This window comes from Micromonospora sp. C51 (assembly GCF_018070435.1).
GTDB lineage: Bacteria > Actinomycetota > Actinomycetes > Mycobacteriales > Micromonosporaceae > Micromonospora > Micromonospora sediminimaris.
This window is the reverse complement of the sequence record NZ_JAGPXQ010000006.1, coordinates 61,895-78,533: the sequence shown is the minus strand read 5'-3', so window position 1 is coordinate 78,533 and position 16,639 is coordinate 61,895. Positions and strand designations below refer to the sequence as shown.

13 protein-coding genes are annotated in these 16,639 nt (G+C 71.2%); 10 read left to right on the top strand and 3 right to left on the bottom strand.

The window, feature by feature from the left end:
- The first annotated feature begins 109 nt into the window (after positions 1 to 109).
- Genes KBX50_RS09865 through KBX50_RS09855 form a run of 3 tightly spaced genes read left to right on the top strand, consistent with a single transcriptional unit; the run spans position 110 to position 2,936 of the window.
- On the top strand, positions 110 to 670 hold the full coding sequence (locus KBX50_RS09865; RefSeq protein WP_210936481.1) for a SigE family RNA polymerase sigma factor: 561 nt from the start codon (positions 110 to 112) through the stop codon (positions 668 to 670).
- A complete protein-coding gene (locus KBX50_RS09860) occupies positions 663 to 1,931 on the top strand; it encodes a hypothetical protein (protein ID WP_210936480.1) in 1,269 nt (422 codons plus the stop codon). Before KBX50_RS09865 ends, KBX50_RS09860 begins: the two co-directional genes overlap by 8 nt.
- Positions 1,932 to 1,982: 51 nt before the next feature.
- Positions 1,983 to 2,936, top strand: coding sequence for a hypothetical protein (locus tag KBX50_RS09855; RefSeq protein ID WP_210936479.1), 954 nt, complete (start codon positions 1,983 to 1,985; stop codon positions 2,934 to 2,936).
- A 108-nt stretch (positions 2,937 to 3,044) separates the two neighbouring features.
- Here KBX50_RS09855 and KBX50_RS09850 read toward each other — a convergent pair whose 3' ends face one another.
- Positions 3,045 to 4,508, bottom strand: a complete 1,464-nt coding sequence (locus tag KBX50_RS09850) for an aminotransferase class V-fold PLP-dependent enzyme (protein ID WP_210936653.1) — start codon at positions 4,506 to 4,508, stop codon at positions 3,045 to 3,047.
- 360 nt (positions 4,509 to 4,868) lie between these two features.
- Between KBX50_RS09850 and ileS the strand changes: the two genes are divergently transcribed.
- Together ileS and KBX50_RS09840 are read left to right on the top strand one after the other, a co-directional pair.
- Entirely contained in the window at positions 4,869 to 8,015 is a 3,147-nt protein-coding gene (ileS, locus tag KBX50_RS09845) for an isoleucine--tRNA ligase (protein WP_210936478.1), read from the top strand.
- Positions 8,016 to 8,165: 150 nt separating this feature from the next.
- Positions 8,166 to 8,864 (top strand): 1-acyl-sn-glycerol-3-phosphate acyltransferase, encoded by a 699-nt coding sequence (locus tag KBX50_RS09840; protein ID WP_210936477.1) that lies wholly within the window; start codon positions 8,166 to 8,168, stop codon positions 8,862 to 8,864.
- Positions 8,865 to 8,924: 60 nt separating this feature from the next.
- On the opposite strand, the gene KBX50_RS32735 is transcribed toward KBX50_RS09840, so the two are convergent.
- The gene (locus KBX50_RS32735; protein WP_282101361.1) at positions 8,925 to 10,283 is read right to left on the bottom strand and encodes a hypothetical protein; all 1,359 of its coding nucleotides are present in this window, start codon (positions 10,281 to 10,283) and stop codon (positions 8,925 to 8,927) included.
- Between the two features lie 266 nt (positions 10,284 to 10,549).
- On the opposite strand from KBX50_RS32735, the gene KBX50_RS09825 reads away from it, so the two are divergent.
- Positions 10,550 to 11,104, top strand: coding sequence for a TMEM175 family protein (locus KBX50_RS09825; protein WP_210936475.1), 555 nt, complete (start codon positions 10,550 to 10,552; stop codon positions 11,102 to 11,104).
- A 34-nt stretch (positions 11,105 to 11,138) separates the two neighbouring features.
- Here the strand turns inward: KBX50_RS09825 and KBX50_RS09820 are convergent, their stop codons facing one another.
- Positions 11,139 to 11,495, bottom strand: a complete 357-nt coding sequence (locus KBX50_RS09820) for a helix-turn-helix domain-containing protein (protein WP_210936473.1) — start codon at positions 11,493 to 11,495, stop codon at positions 11,139 to 11,141.
- 65 nt (positions 11,496 to 11,560) lie between these two features.
- Between KBX50_RS09820 and KBX50_RS09815 the strand changes: the two genes are divergently transcribed.
- The 4 genes from KBX50_RS09815 to KBX50_RS09800 all read left to right on the top strand — a co-directional run bounded on the left by KBX50_RS09815 (position 11,561) and on the right by KBX50_RS09800 (position 16,614).
- The gene (locus tag KBX50_RS09815; protein WP_210936470.1) at positions 11,561 to 12,460 is read left to right on the top strand and encodes an LLM class flavin-dependent oxidoreductase; all 900 of its coding nucleotides are present in this window, start codon (positions 11,561 to 11,563) and stop codon (positions 12,458 to 12,460) included.
- On the top strand, positions 12,457 to 13,773 hold the full coding sequence (locus KBX50_RS09810; protein ID WP_210936468.1) for an FAD-binding oxidoreductase: 1,317 nt from the start codon (positions 12,457 to 12,459) through the stop codon (positions 13,771 to 13,773). The genes KBX50_RS09815 and KBX50_RS09810 overlap by 4 nt, the downstream gene beginning before the upstream one ends.
- 37 nt (positions 13,774 to 13,810) lie before the next feature.
- Positions 13,811 to 15,796, top strand: coding sequence for a TIGR03960 family B12-binding radical SAM protein (locus KBX50_RS09805; RefSeq protein ID WP_210936466.1), 1,986 nt, complete (start codon positions 13,811 to 13,813; stop codon positions 15,794 to 15,796).
- 98 nt (positions 15,797 to 15,894) lie between these two features.
- Entirely contained in the window at positions 15,895 to 16,614 is a 720-nt protein-coding gene (locus KBX50_RS09800; protein WP_210936649.1) for a TIGR03936 family radical SAM-associated protein, read from the top strand.
- Positions 16,615 to 16,639 lie beyond the last annotated feature (25 nt).

Below are 16,639 nucleotides of genomic sequence, written 5' to 3'. Positions count from 1 at the left end.
ACCGGACAGCGGATGTCAGCCACGGCGCGACAACCCGCGCAACCCGAGCTGACATCTGGGCGTGTGATCGATGTGACCGCGCCGGCGGCATGCTCACGGGGAGGACCAGATGACGGTGACCAGGGAGCCGCAGCTCGACGATCCGCCGCCCGAGGGGACAGCGAGGCAGCCGGACGGACCGACGACGGTCGACTTCGATGGTCTGTACCACGCACATTTCCGATCGCTGACCATCCAGCTCACCGCCTACTGTGGCGATCTGGCCCAAGCACAGGACATGGTGCAGGAGGCTTTCTGCCGGGCGTTCGCGCGCTGGTCCCGGGTGTCCCGGTACGAGGACCCGGTGGCGTGGGTCCGCCGGGTGGCGTGGAACCTGACCACCAGCCGCTGGCGGCGGGCGCGGACGGCGCGGGCGTGGCTGCACCGGCAGCGTGAGGAGTACGTGCCGGGGCCGGGACCGGATCGCGTCGCATTGACCGCGGCGCTGGCCGGCCTGCCCGCCAACCAGCGCCGCGCGGTGGTGCTGCACTACCTGGCCGATCTCAGCGTCGCGCAGATCGCGGTTCAGGAGAACGTGCCGGAAGGCACCGTCAAGTCCTGGCTGCACCGAGGTCGGGCCGCGCTGGCGGCGCAACTCACCCCCACGAATGAGGTGAACCACCATGACTGAGCCCGACGACATCCTGGTCGGCGGCGAGTTCGCCAAGTTCCGCGCGGCGTACGCCCCGGTGGTGCATCCGGCCGGGACGGCAGCGGTCCGACGGACCGTCCACCGGCGCCGCCAGCGGACAGCGACGGTCAGTGCGGCGGCCGTGGTGCTCGCCGTGGCGATTCCGGTGGGCGCGAACGCCGCCCTGGACCGTCGGCCCGACCCATCTCCCGCTCCCGCACAGACCATCGCCCCGAGCCCGTCCGAGAGCACCTCGCCGCCGTCAAGGACACCGACGCCGTCGGCGTCGCCGAGCACGGTCAGCCCGACCCGGGCCGGGCCGGACGGGCGGATCAGCCGGTCCGAACTTCTGGGCGCTCAAGTCGACCTACCGGCGTGGGTGCCTGGCTCGACCTGCACGGCGGGGCCGACCCGGATCGCCACCGAACACTTGAGCGAGGACGACGTGCTGCTGGACGGCCTCGTCCACGGCGACGTGGACGGCGACGGCGCGGTCGAAACGGTCGCCCTGCTCCGCTGCCAACTCTTCCAGCAGGGCCCGTCTCAGGTGGTGGCACTCGACCGAGATGCCCAGGGTCGGATCGTCGTCCTCGGCCAGGTAGCCCGATCTGCCAAGACGGCCCCTCAGTGGTTGCTCGACGCGCAGGTCACCGACCGAGGCACGGTCCGGGTGGAGATGGCCGACCTCGCGCCCGCTACCGACTGGTCGCTGGACTGGTCGCAGCGTCAGTGGCGCGACTACCGGTGGTCCGGAACGCGCTTCACCCAGGTGGACGGGCCGACCTCGTTCGGCCCGAACCCGCACCTGGCCGATCTGACGGTTTCCGCCGGCAACGTGACGTGGAGCGCGCCGGACGCGGACGGCGCGCGTACCGGGACGATCGCCGTAACGGTGCGGAACCTCAGCGCCGTCCCGGCCGGTCTGGTCAAACTGCACCTGCGGATGCAGGTGGGCACGGTCGCGGACGGTGGCGACTGGTCGGCCTGCCGGGACGGGGCACCGCCGAAGGGTCCGATCATCTGCCGGTTCGGCCCGCTGGGCCCCGGCGTGGAACGGACCTTCCGGTTCGGGCTTCGCAACACGAACAACGCCAGCGGCACCGGCATCGCCGAGGTGACGCCGGTCGGCAGCGACGCCGACCCGCTCATGGACCCGAACCACGACAACGACGAGGATCGCTACGCGTACGGCTGCATCGCTGTCGGGCTTCCGGCAGAAGAGTCCGCAACCGGATCGACGCCCGTCGCGTGCCACTTGTGACACCGCGCGGACGAGCCGCGCGGTGACGGGGACCACGGGAGGACCTTCCAGATGAGGACACGTACTGGACGTCGGCTGGCCGGCATCCTGCTCGGCACCAGCGCGGTGTTGCTGCCGCTCGCCGCACCGGCCGCCGCCGCGCCCACCACCGGCAGCTCCACCGCCGACATCTCGGTGGGTCGGCTGGTGCTCGAACCGACCAGCCGCGGCTACCACGGCAGCCTGCCGGTCACGGTGACCAACAACGGCCCGGCCGCCACCTACTTCAGCATCTTCGTCGTCGAGCCGGTCGCCGGTTCGCTCGGAAGGCTCGACCCGGAGGAGGCGTGCGGCTTCGGCGCGCCGAAGGACAACCGACGGACAGCCACCTGCTCGGTGCCGGGTGGCGACATCGAGCCGGGCGAGAGCCGGTCGTTCTCGATCGCCTTCGACGTGCTCACCCCGACCCGGGACGTCGCGATGATCGCGAAGGGCGGGCGCATCTCGGTCAACGTCGGCGACGGCCGGGACGAGGTCGCCGACCGGGCCAGCTTCGCCGCCCGCTTCCGCTCCACCTCGGGCTCGCTGCGCCACCCGGTGCCCTACGTCCAGGACACCCAGGCCCGCGCCAACCTCACCACGGCCGGGTCGGTGACGCTGACCCGACAGGCGGACGGCAGCTACCAGGGCCGGCTGCCGGTGACCGTCGGGTGGGCCGGTGACACCGCGCACGAGTACCTGTGGGTCGAGGCGACCGGCCTGCCGGCGGGCGTGGTGATCTGGGGCACCGACCCGCAGGATGCCCCGAGCTCCTTCACCAACTTCGTCGTACCCGGCGACCGCTTCATGGCCGGCGAACAGCGGAGCTTCGACGTGCTGCTGCGCGCCGAGCCGGAGACCGTCCCGGGCGACCTCGGAACTGTCTCGTTGCAGCTCAGCACCCAGTGGTACGGCAACTCCGTGGCCGACGCCGACCCGGCCGACAACACCGCCTCGTTCACCGTCCGGGTGACCGACGCGGCCTGACCGCTCCCTCGTCCGGCCGGCGCCCATGGGCGCCGGCCGGACGTCGTCGGTCACCAGACCGGGCACTGACCTCGTCGGATCACCAGGCCGGGCCGTGACGTCTTCGGATCACCAGGCCGGGCGTTGGAGCAGCCCGACGAACTCCACCAGCAGCCGCTCCCGCACCGCCGCCGGGGCGGCGTCGAGCAGCGTGTTGACCACCGCCATCCGGTCCGGAGCACCAGCGCCGCCGCCCAGGCCGAGCCCTTCGGCCAGCCCCGCCACCAGCTCCGGGGTGAGCGCCTCCGGGGTGAGGCTGCCGGCCATCGCCAGCAGGTCGGACGGCAGCTCGACCGGCCCGGCGGCGCGGGCCGCGGCGACCGCGTCGGCCAGCGCCGGACCGAACTCGGCCACCCGCGGCGCCACCGCCGCGGTCACCGTGAGGTGCACGCTGGCCGACAGGTCGGCGTACCGGAGCTGTGGTTGAGTGTGCCAACCCCGCGCGGTCAGCTCGTCCACCAGCAGGAACAGGTCGAGCGTGGGATCGTCGGCGGTGAAACAGACCACTGTCGACTCCGGCTCGGCGACCAGCCGCAGCCCGTCGGTGGCGCGTACCGCGTCGGCCAGCGTGCACACCGCCTCCCAGGTGCGGCGGGTCAGCTCCAGGTAGCCGTCGTCGCCGAGGTACCGCAGGGTGGCGTACGCGGCGGCGATCGGACCGCCCGAGCGGGTCGAGGAGATCACTGGGTTGATCATGGTGTACCCGGGCCAGTCGGCGTACGCGAAGTACTGCGGGGCGCGCAGTTGCGGGTCGCGGTGCAGCAGCACCGACACGCCCTTCGGCGCATACGCGTACTTGTGCAGGTCCACCGAGATCGAGGTGACCCCGGGCACGGCGAGGTCGAACGGGGGCACCGGCAGACCCAGGCGACGCAGGTACGGCAGCGTCCAACCGCCGAAGCAGGCATCCACATGGCAGCGGACCCCCGCGGCGGCGGCCACCTCGGCGATCTGTTCGACCGGGTCCACGACGCCGTGCGCGTACGAGGGGGCGGAACAGGCCACCAGCACCGTCTCCGGCCGCACGGCGGCGGCCACGTCGGCAACCGCCGGCCGTAGCGTGGTCGGGTCGATCGGCACGGTGTCGAGTTCCACCCGCAGGTAGTGGGCCGCTTTGGCGAACGCGGCATGGGCGCTGGCCGGTACCACGATCCGGGGCGCAGCGATGTCCGGCCGGGCGTCCCGGGCGGTTTTCACGGCCAGGATGAGCGATTCGGTGCCGCCGCTGGTGACGCTGCCGACGACCTCGGGAGCGCTCGTGCCCGGCCCGCCGCCGAGCAGTCGCGCCGCCGCCGCTACCAGCGCGTTCTCCATGGCCAGCAGGGACGGGAAGGCCGTCGGGTCGAGCCCGTTGACGTGGGCGCTCTCGGCGTACGCGGTAGCGGCGAGCGCGTCCAGCCCGGGCACTGCCGGGTCGTACACGTACGCGAACAGCCGCCCCCCGTGCGTCGGCCGATCCATCGCGCGCAGCTGCCGGACCTCCGCCAGCACCTGCTCCGCCGCCATCCCTTCCGGCCGATTCTCGTCGATCATGGAGTTGTGGTTGTCGGTTTGCGCCGACAGGTGGCTTTTGTGAGGTGCCACAACTGCATGATCGGCGGGCGGTGGGGGTGGCGGTTATTGGGGGGAGGGGGCGGGGGCGGGGTGGGTATCATGGGCGGGCGGCGATGATCCGGCAATCACCGGGGAGCTTCCGGAAGAACGGCCGGGTGACCGGCTCAGTAGAACCGGACGGGGCGGCCCGTCACAGCCGACCAACGAGCGGGCGGTCGAACCTGACCGCCAAGCGGGGTGGTACCGCGGGCCCCCGGAGGCGCCGGTCACGGCGTACCGGAGCGGCTCGTCCTCGCAGACCCACAGGACAGTGAGCGTCAGCGAGGAGAGCGACCCCCGATGGCCTATCCGTTGCACGACCCGACCGCCGGCGGCGTACCGGCGAGCCCGGACCTGCCCGCGGTCGAGCGCCGGGTGCTGGAGCACTGGACGGCCGACAAGACCTTCGAGGCGTCCGTGGATGCCCGCCCGGCCGGCGACCAGGGGAAGAACGAGTACGTCTTCTACGACGGCCCGCCGTTCGCCAACGGCCTGCCCCACTACGGCCACCTGTTCACCGGGTACGTCAAGGACGTGGTGCCGCGTTACCAGACCATGCGTGGCCGGCGGGTGGAGCGGCGCTTCGGCTGGGACTGCCACGGCCTGCCCGCCGAGGTGGTCGCCGAGAAGCAGCTCGGCATCACCAGCAAGGCGGAGATCCTCGACCTCGGTGTGGCCCGGTTCAACGACGCGTGCCGCAGCTCGGTGCTGGAGTTCGCCCAGGACTGGGAGCGGTACGTCACCCGCCAGGCTCGCTGGGTCGACTTCACCAACGACTACAAGACCCTCGACCTGGACTACATGGAAAGCGTCATGTGGGCCTTCAAGACCCTGCACGACAAGGGCCTGGTCTACGAGGGTTTCCGGGTGCTGGCGTACTGCTGGCGGTGCGAGACGCCGCTGTCGAACACCGAGACCCGGATGGACGACGTCTACCGCGACCGGCACGACCCGACGCTGACGGTGTGGTTCGAGCTGACCACCGACGACGCCGCGCCGGAACTGCTCCGCGGGCCGGTGCGGTTGGGTGTCTGGACCACCACGCCGTGGACCCTGCCGTCGAACCTGGCGCTCGCCGTCGGCCCGGACATCGAGTACGCGGTGCTGGAGCGCGACGGTGTTCGGCACCTGGTGGGCGCGGCGCGGCTCGGCGCGTACGCCAAGGAACTCGACGGGTACCAGCAGGTCGGTACGGTGCGTGGCGCGGACCTGGTCGGCCGCCGTTACACCCCGCTGTTCGACTTCCTGGTGGAGCAGTCCGGGCCGAACGCGTACCAGGTGCTCGGGGCGGACTTCGTGACCACCGAGGACGGCACCGGGATCGTGCACCTGGCACCCGCCTTCGGCGAGGACGACCAGAACGTCTGCAACGCCGCCGGCATCCCGACCATCGTCACCGTCGACGACCACACCCGGTTCACCGCGCTGGTGCCGCCCTTCGAGGGCGAGCAGGTATTCGACGTCAACAAGCCGGTGATCCGCCAGCTCAAGGAGCGGGGGGTGGTGCTCAAGCAGGACACCTACACCCACTCGTACCCGCACTGCTGGCGCTGCGACACGCCGCTGGTCTACAAGGCGGTGTCGTCGTGGTTCGTGGCGGTGACCCGGTTCAAGGACCGGATGGTCGAGCTGAACCAGCAGATCAACTGGACGCCGGGGCACATCAAGGACGGTTCCTTCGGCAAGTGGCTGGCCAATGCCCGGGACTGGTCGATCAGCCGCAACCGGTTCTGGGGCTCGCCCATCCCGGTGTGGAAGTCCGACGATCCGAACTACCCACGGGTCGACGTGTACGGGTCGCTGGCCGAGATCGAACGGGACTTCGGGGTACGCCTGAGCGACCTGCACCGGCCGGTGGTGGACGAGCTGGTCCGCCCCAACCCGGACGACCCGACCGGCAGGTCGATGATGCGTCGGGTGCCGGAGGTGCTGGACTGCTGGTTCGAATCCGGCTCGATGCCGTTCGCCCAGGTGCACTATCCGTTCGAGAACCGTGAGTGGTTCGAGCACCACTACCCGGGCGACTTCATCGTCGAGTACATCGGGCAGACCCGCGGCTGGTTCTACACGATGCACGTGCTGGCCACCGCGCTGTTCGATCGGCCGGCGTTCCGCAACTGCCTCAGCCACGGCATCCTGCTCGGCTCCGATGGCCGCAAGATGTCCAAGAGCCTGCGCAACTACCCGGACGTCTACCACGTCTTCGACTCGTACGGCTCGGACGCGATGCGCTGGATGCTGATGTCCTCGCCGGTGCTGCGCGGCGGGGACATGCCGGTCACCGAGGCGAGCGTGCGTGACGCCGTCCGGCAGGTGCTGCTCCCGCTCTGGAACGTCTGGTACTTCTTCTCGCTCTACGCCAACGCGGACGGGTATCAGGCGCGTCGCCGTACCGACTCGGCGAACGTGCTCGACCGGTACGTGCTGGCGAAGACGAACGAGCTGGTGTCGACGGCCGGCGCGCAGATGGACGCGTACGACATCTCGGGCGCCTGCGCCACCGTCCGGTCCTACCTGGACGCGCTGACCAACTGGTATGTGCGTCGCTCCCGGGACCGCTTCTGGGCGGGCGACCCGGACGCGTTCGACACGCTGTGGACCGTGCTGGAGACGCTCTGCCGGGTGGTGGCGCCGCTGGCGCCGCTCACCGCAGAGGAGATCTGGCGGGGGCTGACCGGCGAGCGGTCGGTGCACCTGACCGACTGGCCGGTGGCCGAGGAGTTCCCGGCCGACCACGAGCTGGTGGCCGCGATGGACGCGGTCCGGGCGGTGGCCTCGGCGACGCTGTCGCTGCGCAAGGCCAAGGGGCTGCGGGTGCGGCTGCCGCTGGCGAAGCTGACCGTGGCCAGCCCGGCGGCCGGGCAGCTGGGGCCCTTCGCCGACCTGGTGGCCGACGAGGTCAACGTCAAGGAGGTCGACCTCACCGATGCCGTGTCGGCGTACTGCCAGCAGGTGTTGACGGTGGTGCCGCGGGCGCTCGGGCCCCGGGTCGGCAAGCAGGTTCAGCAGGTGATCAAGGCGGTCAAGGCGGGGGAGTGGGAGCTGGTCGACGGCGCTCCGGTGGCCGCCGGAGTCACGCTGGCCGAAGGCGAGTACGAGCTGCGCCTGGTCGCTGCCGACGCGGAGCACTCCGCGCCGCTGCCCGGCGGCGAGGGGGTGGTGGTGCTGGACACCACGGTCACCGCCGAACTGGCCGCCGAGGGGCTGGCCCGGGACTTCGTTCGGGTGGTGCAGCAGGCCCGCCGCGACGCCGACCTCGACGTGTCCGATCGGATCGTGGTGACCGCGTCGGGCTCCGACGAGGTCCGGGCGGCGGTGGCCGGGTACCGCGACTTCGTGGCCCGGGAGGTGCTGGCCGACAGCGTCGACTTCGCCGAGGGGATCGACGGCTTCGCCGGTGAGGTCGGCGAGGGCGTGCCCGTGACGGTGGTCGTTCGTCGCGTCTGAGTCGCTCCGGAGGGGCCCTTCCGACCGGAGGGGCCCCGCTCCGGCAGCCCGTACTCAGCCAGCGGACCAGCCCGACCTCACGCATGCTGTCGTGGGGCGGTCCGCTACGGTGACACCGCTTCTTCCCTCACTCGATCCGCCGGAGGACCAGTGCCGCTGCTCTACACCATCGGCAAGCTCACCGTGGGGCCCGCGATGCGGCTGGCGTTCCGTCCGAGGGTGGAGGGGCTGGAGCACATCCCGGACAAGGGCGGCGCGATCTTCGCCGGCAACCACCTGTCGGTGGCCGACGAACTGTTCCTCGGCACGGTGGTGCCCCGGCATCTGGCGTTCTGGGCCAAGTCCGAGTACTTCACCGGCACCGGCGTCAAGGGCCGCTTCTCCAAGTTCGTCCTCACCGGTCTCGGCGCGATCCCGGTGGAGCGGGCCGGCGGGCGCGCCGCGCTCGCCGCGTTCGACGCCGCCATCCCGGCGCTCAAGGGCGGCGACCTGGTGGTGGTCTACCCGGAGGGCACCCGTTCGCCGGACGGGCGACTGTACCGGGGGCGCACCGGTGCGGTCCGGCTCGCCATCGCGGCCGGTGTGCCGATCATTCCGGTGGGCATGATCGGCACCGAGAAGGTGCAGCCGATCGGCGCCCGGGTGCCGCGCCCCTTCACGGGCAAGATCACCATCAAGTTCGGCAAGCCGCTCGACTTCGCCGGCCGGCCGGACGACCGGCTGTCGCTGCGGCAGATGACCGACGAGATGATGGGTGAGATCCAGACGCTCACCGGCCAGGAGTACGTTCCCCGCTACGCGCCGCCGCGGGCCCACCCGCCGGTCACCGGGGAAGCCGACGCCCGCTGAGCCGTCCCGCCCGCTGAGCCTTTCCGCCGGCTGAGCCACGGCGTGCCGTCGTCGACTCGGTCAGCCGTCCGTGGTGACGATCTGGTCCCGTAGGGTGCCCAGCAGGCGGGAGCTGTCGTCCACGGAGAGCCCGGTGAAGACCCCGGTGGTGATGCTGCCGTGGTCGACCGAGGTGCACACCACCGCACCGAGCCCGTCGGTGCGGCCCACCGCACAGCGTTCGTGGCGACCCCGGACACCGGTATCCATGATCTGCGTGTCGCCGAGTGCGTACTGGTCTTTGAGGCGCTCGATCTCGGCGTCGGCGTCCGCCGACGGGGTGAACCGGAAACCGGTGCCGCCGAAGACGGTCACCCGCTTGCCGTTGCTCGTGTGGTAGATCCCGGCGAAGGTGCCCTCGGCCAGCCAGTGCGCCTCGCGCATCTGGGTCTCCAGTTGCCGCGCGTCGCGGGTGCTGCGCGGGTCCTCGCGCAGCCGCAGGTCGGCCACCTGTTGCGGCAACGCGGCCTTCGCCGGGTACTGGCTGGCCATCGGCACGCCGTAGTAGGCCGGGCAGCCGCAGCAGCAGGCCAGGGTCAGCAGCAGCAACCACGGCCAGCGGCGACGTTTGCGGACCGGCACCGGGACGTACCCGGCGGGCGGCTGCCAACCCGGTGGGGGCGCGACCGGTGCAGCCTTGGCCTTCTTCCTGCCTCGCCGACCAGGCGACGGTGGTGATGGCGCCGGTGGGCCGGCCGGGACGGGCGGGTAGGGCCCGGGTGGTTGCGGTTGCTGTGGCGCGACCGGCGGGGGCTGTGGCTGTGGCGCGACCGCCGGCGGCGGAAGGGGCGAGACCGGTGCTGGGGAGACCGGGGGCCCGGAGTACGGCCGGGTCGGGGGCGGGCTCGGGTAGGACAGCGTCGGTGGCAGGGCGGGGAAGTCGGTCGAGGGAAGATCCCAGCCGCTGGTGTCGACACCGGCCCACGGATCGACAGGCGTCTGATGCTCCGGCTGCGGTACCGGGGTCGCCGGCGGCGGGGTGGGCTCTGCCGACTCGCCCCAGCCGCGTCGGCGCGGTGCTGACGGCGGTACCGGCGCCGATCCGCTCCAGCGCGGCGCGACCGCCTCCGGTGCGGACTCGGGCAGCACCCGGGTGCCCTGCGGACCGACCTGCGTCGCCGGCGGCTGGTCGTCGTCGGAGACGGCCTCGGTGGGCCCAGCGTCGGTCGGCGGGCCGACCTTTGTGGGTTCGGCGTCGGCCGGCTGGGTGTCGACCGGCCCGTCTCCGGCCGGCTCAGCGTCGTCCGGCCTGGCCGACTGGTCGTCGGCCTTGGCCGGGTCGGCGGGCAGTTCGTGGGTGACCGCCGGCTCCCCGTCCCGGTGTTGATCAGGACGGCTCCCGTCGACCGGCCGGTCGGCTCCCGGCTGCGGCTCCGGCATCGCGGCAATCTCCTCTCGCGCCGGTCCGAGGTTAGTACCGGTGTGCCACCGGGACCGACTCGGGATGAGGGAAAGGCCGGTGCGAGCGGCTCCGCCGGTAGCTGCCGTTTACCGATGGTGGCCGAATGGGGACCCTTAGTCTCGGCCTATGCCCGAGTCAGCGACGACGTCCGGTGCGCCGCGGGTCAGCGAGATCGGTCGGATGACCGGATTCAGCGACGGGGTCTTCGCCATCGTGATCACTCTGCTGGTGATCGAACTCCAGGGTGCCCGACCATGCGCCGGGAGAACTGCTCCACGCCCTGCTCGAACAGGCTGCGGCGTACCTGGCCTTCCTGCTCTCCTTCGGGTACGTCGGCGTGCTCTGGCTCAACCACCACACCCTGCTGCGCCTCATCCGCGGAACCACGCTCGGCCTCAACTGGATCAATCTGTGGCTACTGCTCGGCGTGGTGATCATCCCGTTCCCGACCTCGGTGCTCGCCGAAGCCTTCGCCCACGCCGGCACCGACCGCGACCGCCGGGTCGCCGTGCTGCTCTACGCCCTCGTCGCCGCCGCGATGTCCGCACCCTGGCTCGCCTTCTTCGCCTACCTCCGTCGGCACCCGACGTTGCTCGGGGAGGGAATCGACCGGGCCTTCGTCTCCAGCCAGCGGATCCGGCCGGTGGTCGGCATGGCGCTCTATCTCATCGGTGGGGCGCTGGGCTGGTTCGTCAGCCCGGTCATCGGACTGGTCGGCATCGGCGTCATGATCTTTTTCCACGCGGTGACGAGCGAGGGCGTCCGGCGGGGGCGGGCGAGGCGGCGGAGGCCGGTCTGACTGACATCGGGATCGAGTCGCCGGCCCTCGGCGGTCACCTCGAACGGTGCGGGCGGCGGTGGCTCCAGCTGATCAGCGGTTGCAGCGCCGCCATCAGCTCCCGCCCCTGGTCGGTGGGGGTGTACCTGATCTGCACCGGGGTACTCGGGATCACTGAACGTTCGATCAGTCCGTCGGCTTCCAGTTCCTTGAGTCGGGCAGCCAACAGCCGGTCGGAGATGCCGGCCACGGCGGCACGGTATTCACCGAACCGCCGGGTGCCGCGCACGGCCGCCAGCAGGATCGCGCCGGTCCACCGGCGGCCGACCAGTTCCAGGGCGTCCTGGAAGCCGCGGCAGGCCGGCTCGGGGATCTGCCGGTACGCCTGAATATCTGTCTCGACGTCGCTCACTTACCCAAGGTTAGTGACTAACCTGCGGTTTGCCCAGCCGCGGTCAACCACTGATCGTTGATGTCATGAACGATCACGGACATCCGATCACCTTCGGCGTCAGCCTGGATCCGTCCGCCGAGAACCTGGCCGCGACTAGACGCGTCGCCCAAAGCGCGGTCGACGGCGGATTCGATCTGCTCGCTGTGCAGGACCATCCCTACCAGCCCGGCCATCTCGACAGCTGGACGATGATCAGTCATCTGGCCGCCGAGACGGACCGCGTCTCCTTCCTCACTGACGTGGCCGACCTGCAGCTACGTCCGCCAACGATGCTGGCCAAGGCCGCCGCGTCGCTGAGTGTGATGACCCGGGGCCGGGTGATCCTCGGGGTCGGCGGTGGCGCCAGCACGGACGCCATCGCCGCCATGGGGGGTGCCCGGCGCAGCGGGCCGGAGATGGTCGCCTACACCGAGGAATCACTATCGATCATGCGACGGGCGTTGGCCGGCGGACCGGTCCGCCACATCAGCGACCAGCACGCGGTCGAGGGATACGTGGCCGGCCCGGTGGCGCCCACTCCGGTGCCGCTCTGGGTGGGCGCACAGAAACGCCGGATGCTCACTCTCGTCGGCAGGCACGCCGACGGGTGGATCTCCCCGCTCAACATCTACGTACCGCCGACCGACGTGCCCTCCCGTCAGGCGATCATCGACGAGGCGTCCCGCGCGGCCGGCCGCGACCCGGCGCGGGTGCGTCGGATCTACAACGTCATCGGCGCCGTCGGGCCGTACCGGGGTGCCACCGGGCTCGTCGGCGACGTGAACCTCTGGGTGAACACGCTTACCGAGTGGGCTGTCGAACTCGGCTTCGACACCTTCGTGTTCTGGCCGATCTCGGCCGCCGCGGCGCAGGTCGAACTCTTCGCCAACGAGGTCGCGCCGGCGGTACGCGAACGGGTGCGCGTGGTACGAGGACGGCGATGAGTGGGCGCAACGCCGGACTGACACCGGCACCCGAGCAGTTGTCCGGTCGAATCGTGACACCCGGCGACCGCCGGTACGCGACTCTGCGCTCGACCTACACCCGACGGGCCACTCCGGCGGCCGTACTGCTGCCGAGAAGCACCGCCGACGTGGTGGCCGCGCTGCGGTACGCCCGGGAGCAGAGCCGGCCGATCGCAGTCCGTAGCGGCGGTCACGGCCTGGCCGGTTTGTCGTCCGTCGACGACGGGGTGGTCATCGACCTGTCGGGGCTGAACCGGATCGAGGTGCTCGATCACGCGGCCCGGCTGGTCCGGGTGCAGGCGGGGGCCCGCTGGGCCGAGGTGGCCCGGGCCCTGGCCCCGCACGGCCTGGCGATCAGCTCCGGCGACCACGGCAACGTCGGCGTCGGCGGCCTGGCCACCGGCGGTGGCGTGGGCTGGCTGGTGCGCTCGTACGGCCTGACCATTGACCACGTACGCGCCGTCGAGGTGGTGCTGGCCGACGGGACGGTGGTGCGCGCCGACGCGCGCCGCGAACCCGAGCTGTTCTGGGCGGCCCGCGGGGCTGGCGCCGGGGTGGGCATCGTGGTGGCCTTCGAGATCGAGGCGGTGGATCTGCGGCAGGTCGGGGTGGCACAGATCGCGGTGGAGGTCCGGCCGGACGGCAGCACCGTGCGGCAGTGGGCAGAGGTGCTGCGCCACTCGCCCCGGGAACTGTCGACCGCTGCCATGCTGATGCCCTATGGGCCGGTCACGGTCATGTCGATCACGGCGGTGGTCGCCGCCGAGAGCCTGCGCCGGGTGCGGCCACTGGTCGCGCCGCTACGCGAGATCGGCACGTTGCTCGACGACCGGATCGACCTGGTGCCGTACCCCACCCTGGTGCCCACGTCCCATCTGCACGCCAACGTCGGACAGCAACCGAACCTGACCACCAACGGCCTGTTCACCGGTATGGGCGACGAGCAGGCACGGGCGGTGACGCGGGCGGCGGGCCAGGCCCTGATCCAGCTTCGCTCGGTCGGTGGCGCGGTCAACGACGTCGCGCCGACGGAGACCGCCTACCCACACCGGCACCAGGACACTCTGGTGATCGCTTCGGTGTTCCCGCCGCAGGGGTCAACGGCGCTGGACGCGGCGTGGAGTGGGCTGGCCAGGCACGCCGACGGGGCGTACGTCAACTTCGAGAGCCGGCCGCGGCCGGCGGCGTTCGACCGCGTCTACCCAGGCGAGACCGGTAGGCGGGTGACGCGTGCCTGGCACCGGTACGACCCCGAGGGTGTTTTCCGGCCCGCCTATGGTGCCCGGGTATGAGCGGCCGATGATGGGTGGGCGCGTACCCTTGGGCATCATGAGCGTCCCGTCCACGACTTCGCGTCCCGTCGCGGCCAACTCCGTGTGGCCCCGGCTGGAGCCGTTGCTGCCCCAGGTGACCAAGCCCATCCAGTACGTCGGTGGCGAGCTGGGCGCGGTGGTCAAGGAGTGGGACGCGGCGACCGTACGGTGGGCGCTGATGTACCCGGACGCGTACGAGGTGGGGCTGCCCAACCAGGGCGTGCAGATCCTCTACGAGGTGCTCAACGAGCTGCCGGACACCCTCGCCGAACGGACGTACGCGGTCTGGCCGGATCTGGAGAAGCTGATGCGCGCCCATGGCGTGCCGCAGTTCACCGTCGACGCCCACCGCCCGGTCCGCGACTTCGATCTGTTCGGCGTGTCATTCGCCACCGAGCTGGGCTACACCAACCTGCTCACCGCGATCGACCTGGCCGGCATTCCGCTGCTCGCCGCCGACCGCACCGAAGGCGACCCGGTGATCGTGGCGGGTGGGCATGCCGCGTTCAACCCCGAGCCCATCGCCGACTTCGTCGACGCCGCCGTGCTCGGCGACGGCGAGGAGGCGGTCCTGGAGATCACCGGGATCGTCCGGGAGTGGAAGGCCGAGGGCAGCCCGGGCGGCCGGGACGAGCTGCTGCTGCGGCTGGCGCGTACCGAGAGCGTCTACGTGCCGCGTTTCTACGACGTGGACTACCTGCCGGACGGCCGGATCCAGCGGGTCGTGCCGAACCGGGCGGATGTGCCGTTCCGGGTGCACAAGCGCACGACGATGGACCTGGACGCCTGGCCGTACCCGAAGAAGCCGCTTGTCCCGCTGGCCGAGACGGTGCACGAGCGGTACGCGGTGGAGATCTTCCGCGGCTGCACCCGGGGTTGCCGGTTCTGCCAGGCCGGCATGATCACCCGGCCGGTGCGGGAGCGCTCGATCACCACCGTGGGGCAGATGGTGCAGCAGGGGCTGGAGTTCTCCGGCTTCCACGAGGTGGGCCTGTTGTCGCTGTCGTCGGCCGATCACTCCGAGATCGGTGACATGTGTTCCGGCCTGGCCGAGCAGTACCAGGGCACCAATGTCTCGCTCTCGTTGCCGTCCACCCGGGTGGACGCGTTCAACATCGAGCTGGCGCAGGAGCTGTCCCGCAACGGCCGGCGGACCGGTCTGACCTTCGCCCCCGAGGGCGGGTCGGAGCGGATCCGCAAGGTGATCAACAAGATGGTGTCGAAGGACGACCTGATCCGTACCGTGGTCACCGCGTACACCAACGGTTGGCGGCAGGTGAAGCTCTACTTCATGTGCGGTCTGCCGACCGAGACGGACGACGACGTCCTGGAGATCGCCGACATGGCGCACGAGGTCATCCGGGCCGGTCGTGCCGCCACCGGCTCCAAGGACATCCGGTGCACCGTCTCGATCGGCGGGTTCGTGCCCAAGCCGCACACCCCGTTCCAGTGGGCGGCCATGGAGCGGCCGGAGGTCATCGATCACCGGCTGAAGCTGCTCAAGCAGGCCATCAACGCCGATCGCTCGTTGGGCCGGGCGATCGGTTACCGCTACCACGACGGCGAGCCGTCGCTGATCGAGGGTCTGCTGTCCCGAGGTGACCGCCGGGTCGGCGCGGTCATCCGCCGGGTCTGGGAGAACGGCGGACGGTTCGACGGCTGGAGCGAGCACTTCTCGTACCAGCGCTGGGTGGACGCGGCGGCCGAGGTGCTGCCCGCTTTCGGGGTGGACCTCGACTGGTACACCACCCGGGAGCGCGATGAGCTGGAGGTCCTGCCCTGGGACCACCTGGACTCCGGCCTGGACAAGGACTGGCTCTGGCAGGACTGGCAGGACGCGCTCAGCGAGTACGAGCAGGACGACTGCCGGTGGACGCCCTGCTTCGACTGCGGCGTCTGCCCGGCGATGGACACCGAGATCCAGATCGGCCCGACCGGCCGGAAGCTGCTCCCGTTGACCCCGGTCAACGGCCTGAAGCTGTCCGCCGGCACCCAGCAGTAGCCCGGCGCCACGGGTGGGGCCCGACACCGAGGAGCACGACGATCAGTAGGAAACCACAGCCCGAGGGGGGCCAGGCACCGGTCGTCCAGCGCGTCCGGATCCGGTACGCCAAGCGTGGCCCGCTGCGGTTCACCTCGCACCGGGACTTCGCCCGGGCCTTCGAGCGCGCGCTGCGCCGGGCCGGCGTGCCGGTCGCCTTCTCCCAGGGTTTCACCCCGCACCCGAAGATCTCGTACGCCAGCGCGGCGCCGACCGGGGTGGCGAGCGAGGCCGAGTACCTGGAGGTCGGCCTGCGTGAGCCGGTCGACCCGGAGCAGTTGCGGTTGGCGCTGGACGCAGCGCTCTCGCCCGGCCTCGACGTGCTCGACGTCGTGGTGGCCAGCGGTGCGAGCCTGCCCGACCGGATCGAGGCCTCCCGCTGGCGGATCGAGCTGCCGCAGGTGGATCCCGACGTGCTGGCCAAGGCGGTGGCCGTCTTCACCGCCGCCGACGAGGTGCTGGTCGAGCGGATGACCAAGCAGGGACGGCGCACCTTCGACGCCCGTGCCGCAGTCATCGACATCGATGTGATCGCCGCATCGGCGACGCCTTCCGGGGACCCGGCCGTACCGTGTGCGATACTCGAACTGGTCGTGCGGCAGGTCACCCCGTCCGTACGGCCCGATGACGTCCTTTCCGGCTTCCGCGTGGTGGCCGGCCTGGAGCCGCCGGTGGCCCCGAAGGTGATCCGGCTGGCTCAGGGCACGCTGACCGCGCAGGGTGCGATCGTGGATCCGCTGGACGCGGACCGCGACGGGGCAACCATCGGCGGGCGCTGACCGACGGTCGGCGTCCAGGCAGGCA